A 4396-nucleotide genomic window follows, 5' to 3' on the forward strand; every position below is an offset into this window, starting at 1 on the left:
TAAAGCGCCGTGATGAACGCGACGGCCTCGTCGGAGTCACTCGCGGTCGCGAGCGCGCGGCGCCCGTCAGTGCCGGCGGGCCGTCCGTCGGTGAGGATCTGCGACGCCATGATGTGATTGAAGCCCTTCACCACGGTCGACTCGGGCAGGCGCTCCTGCAGCAGCTCGGAGGTCGTCGTCTGCTTCTCGTCGAGCACGGCGATGTGGCCGTCGCGCTCCCAGTAGTAGTTGTTCGTGTCGACGACGATCTTGCCCGCCAGTTCGTCGACCGGCAGTGTGTCGATCGCCTTCAACGGGATCGTCACGATGGCCCAGTCGCCGAACGCCGCGGCATCCGTCGCCGTCATGGCCTGCGCGGACGGACCGAGTTCCGCCACGAGATCGCCGAGTGTCTCGGGCCCGCGGGAGTTGCTGATGGCGACCTCATGCCCCTGCGCGACGAGACCGCGCGCCAGTGCCGAGCCGATGTGTCCTGCTCCGATGATTCCCACTCGTGTCATGCGGGGGTGCAACGCGGCTCAGCGCGAGGCATTCCCGCCGTCGGGGGCTCCGGGATCACGCCGACGCCCCCAGGGGAACCGGATGCCGCGCTCGTTCTCCGACTCCACCTCGAGGCCGTAGTGGTCACCGATGTGGGCGACGAGCTGCGCTCGTTCGGCCTTGTCGTAGATGCGTCGTTCGCGCTGGAAGGCGACCACCGTCGACCAGCAGATGAGGAGCATGACGACACTGAACGGCAGGGCGATGAGGATCGCCGCGGTCTGCAGCGCAACGAGGCCGCCCGCGATGAGGAGGGCGATGGCGAGGAGCGCCGTGATCAGGGTGAACAGCGTTCGGACCGGCTTGCTCGGCTCGGGGTTTCCGCCGGTGGCGAGCATGCCCATGACGAGTGCGCCCGAATCGGCCGAGGTCACGAAGAAGAGCGCGATGAGGATGAGGGCGCCGATCGTGAGCAGGAGGGATGCCGGGAGGTTCTCGAACAGCTGGAAGAGCGCACCCTCGACGTTCACCGCCCCGTCGGCATCGGTCATCGTGCCGGGGTTGTCGAGTTCGAGCTTCACCGCGGACCCGCCGAGGACGGCGAACCACAGGATGCCCACCAGGGTCGGAACGATGAGCACGCCCATGACGAACTCGCGCACCGTGCGGCCGCGGCTCACCCGGGCGATGAAGACGCCCACGAACGGCGCCCACGAGATCCACCATCCCCAGTAGAACGACGTCCAGGCCGCCTGCCAGGCCTGGCCCTCGGCACCCTGGAAGGCGCTGACGCTGAAGCTCAGGCCGACGAAGTTCTGCAGGTACGAGCCGATGGACTGCACCCACTCGCGCAGCAGGTAGAAGGTGTCGCCCGCGAAGAGCACGAAGAGGAGGAGCAGCGCCGCGAGGACGAGGTTCGTCGAGGAGAGCCACTTCATCCCCTTCGTCACCCCGGACACCACCGAGAACAGCACGGCCGTCGTGATGACCGCGATGATGATCACCTGGGCGAGCAACCCGGGCTCGGAGATGATGCCCGCGGCATCCAGCCCGGAACTGATCTGCAGAACGCCCAGGCCGAGGCTCGTCGCCACGCCGAACAGGGTGCCGACGAGGGCGATGGCATCGATGGCGTTGCCCCAACCGCCACGCACCCGGCGGCCGAGCACGGGCTCGAGCGCCCACCGGATCGACAGCGGCCGGCCGCGGCGGTGGATCGCGTAGGCGAGCGCGATGCCGACGACGACGTAGACCGCCCACGCCTGCACACCCCAGTGGAGGTAGGTCTGCGTCAGCGACGACTGCGCGAGCTGGGCCGGTGTCCCTTCGACACCGGGCTTGGGGTTCACGTAGTGGCTGAGCGGTTCGCTGACGCCGTAGAAGACGAGACCGATGCCCATGCCGGCCGCGAACAGCAGCGAGAACCACGAGCCGGTCGAGAACTCCGGCTTGTCGTCGTCCTTGCCGAGCTTGATGTCGCCGAACCGGCTGAAGCCGAGGAACAGGCAGAACGCTACGAAGAACGCGGTGATCAGCACGTAGTACCAGCTGAACCCGTCGATGACGGCGCCCTGGATCGTGCCGAAGAAGGTCTCAGCCTCCGCAGGGAAGGCGATCGCGAAGGTACTGAAGACGAGAGCCACCGTGGCCGCCGGGGCGATGACCCAGATACTGGGCTTGGCGGCGAGCGCCGAAGTGGCGGTCGCCGGCGCGTCGGCGGCGGTGTCGGGCGTGGGTGCGCTGTCCGTCATGCCGCCACACTACGGAGATCGCCCGATCGCGGCACGTTCTTGCGCGAAAGCGGAGGGATGCCGTAGGCCGCCGTCTCGGGCTCAGTCCTCGGGCCACGCCGCGGTTCACCCGAGCTCCGAGCGGCCTCGGCGCGATTGAACCCTGTCAGTTCCCCTTCGCACCGGCGTCGGTGGTCCCGACGTCGGTGCGGTGGAAGTTCTGGAACGAGCGGGATGCCGTCGGCCCCCGCTGCCCCTGGTACCGGTTCTTGTACGGCCCGGTCCCGTAGGGGTTCTCTGCGGGCGAGGTCAGCCGGAAGAAGCAGAACTGGCCGATCTTCATGCCCGGCCAGAGCTTGATCGGCAGGGTCGCAACGTTGGCCAGCTCGAGGGTCACGTGGCCCGAGAATCCGGGGTCGATGAATCCCGCGGTCGAGTGGGTGATGAGTCCGAGCCGGCCGAGGGAACTCTTTCCCTCCAGGCGAGCCGCGACGTCGTCGGGAAGGGTGATCTGCTCGAACGTCGCTCCCAGGGCGAACTCCCCCGGGTGCAGGATGAAGGGCTCATCCGGGTCGACCTCGATGAGTCGCGTCAGCTCGGGCTGATCCTCCGACGGGTCGATGAACGGGTACTTGTGGTTGTCGAACAGCCGGAAGTAGCGGTCGAGCCGCACGTCCACGCTCGACGGCTGCACCATCCCCGGGTCCCACGGGTCGAGGCCGATCCGGCCGGCGTCGATGTCGGAGCGGATGTCACGGTCGCTGAGCAGCACGCGGCCAGCCTACTGGCCGCCGCCCCCTGAACCGCCGCCCCACGGCATCCCGCCTATCGCGTCGCAATGGGGAGCGCTACACCTTCCGCTGCTGTGGGATCGGTCGTTATCGTGCCCCCATGGACAACGACTACTCGGGGGCCGCCGCGGGACTGGGCGTCGGCCTCTTCATCCTCTTCGGCGTGATCTACCTCGGCATCCTCGCCCTGGCGATCTGGATCGGCTACCTGATCCAGCGCACGGCCGTGAAGAACGGCGTGCTGCTGGCGATGAAGGAGAGCGGCACGCAGTTCCCGCCGTCCTACCGTCCCGGCGCGCAGCCGCCCTACCCCGGCGGCCTCGGCCAGCCTGGCGGTCCGACGCACGGCGGCCCGACGCCGGGTGGTCCGACCCACGGCGGTCCGACGCCGCCTCCGGCATCCGGCCCGGCCGCACCTTCGGCCTGACCTCGCGCAGCGGCATGCGCTCACCGTCTCGAGCGAGACGTACGGCGAGCGGATGCCGCTTTGCTAAGCTGACCGGGCACCTTCAGGTGCATGGGGCTGTAGTTCAATGGCAGAACTTCTGCTTCCCAAGCAGATAGCGCGGGTTCGATTCCCGTCAGCCCCTCGACAGAAAAAGCCCGGTTAAAGGCGGATTCTGAGACAGTGGAGGCGAGCTAAGACCCCTCCGAAATTGCCCGGCGTGCACTCGCGTGCACTCCGGCTGATTCTCGGAGGTAGTGAGTCATGCTCACTCAGTCAGTCGAAATCGTCACGGTCGACCCCCACCCGGTGCACGCACCGGACGCCCGCCGACACGTCGCGCGCTGCACATGCGGCTGGCAGTCGCACCCGTCGCTGTTCGTCGTCATGGCGCAGCAAGCCGCCGACGAGCACGACCACAGCTCGCACGGCGCCCCGCGCCCCGCTGTGTGCGACACTCTCTCGGCGTGCTGGGCTGAGGTGAACCGGTGAGCGCGCGACGGAAGCCGGGCCGCGCAGCGCCCGCCCCGTGGGGCACCACTCGCACGCTGCCGTCTGGCCGCTGGCAAGCGTCCTACCGACTCGACGGCCGCCAGTTCACCGGCCCGCACACGTTCGCCACGAAAGCGGAAGCGCTCGCATGGCTGGCCGGCGAGCACGCCGACCGGGCGCGCGGCTCGTGGCGCGACCCGGAGGCCGGCCGCGTGCGGCTGGACGACTACGCCCGCGACTGGCTCGCATCCCGACCCGATCTCGCCCCCCGTACGGCCGACAGCTACCGGCGTGCCCTTGACGGCTGGGTGCTGCCCCGTGTGGCCGCGCCCGGCTCACGGGGTATCGAGCTGGGCGCGCTGGACGTGGCCGCACTGACCCCCGCGACGGTGCGCGCGTGGTACGCCGCCGTTTACGACGCCGCCCGCACCCGCGCCGCCGTCACGCAGCACCGCGAC

The 4396-nt window shown here is 69.0% G+C and carries 5 protein-coding genes, 1 tRNA gene and 1 pseudogene; 4 read left to right on the forward strand and 3 right to left on the reverse strand.

What is annotated here, in order from left to right; translation table 11 throughout:
* The 3 genes from ACHFGS_RS08495 to dcd all read right to left on the reverse strand — a co-directional run.
* Positions 1-500, reverse strand: a 500-nt coding sequence (locus ACHFGS_RS08495; RefSeq protein WP_394289365.1) for an NADPH-dependent F420 reductase, incomplete at its 3' end; no start/stop codon positions are given.
* A gap of 18 nt (positions 501-518) precedes the next feature.
* Positions 519-2231, reverse strand: coding sequence for a BCCT family transporter (locus tag ACHFGS_RS08500; RefSeq protein ID WP_394279438.1), 1713 nt, complete (start codon positions 2229-2231; stop codon positions 519-521).
* 145 nt (positions 2232-2376) lie between these two features.
* The gene (dcd, locus tag ACHFGS_RS08505; RefSeq protein ID WP_394279437.1) at positions 2377-2982 is read right to left on the reverse strand and encodes a dCTP deaminase; all 606 of its coding nucleotides are present in this window, start codon (positions 2980-2982) and stop codon (positions 2377-2379) included.
* Between the two features lie 119 nt (positions 2983-3101).
* Between dcd and ACHFGS_RS08510 the strand changes: the two genes are divergently transcribed.
* From ACHFGS_RS08510 to ACHFGS_RS08525, 4 genes and pseudogenes are all read left to right on the forward strand, one after another.
* Positions 3102-3428, forward strand: coding sequence for a hypothetical protein (locus ACHFGS_RS08510; protein ID WP_394279436.1), 327 nt, complete (start codon positions 3102-3104; stop codon positions 3426-3428).
* 92 nt (positions 3429-3520) lie between these two features.
* A tRNA-Gly gene (locus ACHFGS_RS08515) sits at positions 3521-3591 on the forward strand.
* Between the two features lie 119 nt (positions 3592-3710).
* The gene (locus ACHFGS_RS08520) at positions 3711-3938 is read left to right on the forward strand and encodes a hypothetical protein (RefSeq protein WP_394279435.1); all 228 of its coding nucleotides are present in this window, start codon (positions 3711-3713) and stop codon (positions 3936-3938) included.
* A pseudogene (locus ACHFGS_RS08525) lies at positions 3935-4396 on the forward strand (hypothetical protein); the annotation flags it as partial. The gene ACHFGS_RS08520 and the pseudogene ACHFGS_RS08525, both read left to right, overlap by 4 nt.

The sequence above is a fragment of the Microbacterium sp. genome, assembly GCF_043427715.1.
Classification (GTDB): Bacteria; Actinomycetota; Actinomycetes; order Actinomycetales; family Microbacteriaceae; genus Microbacterium.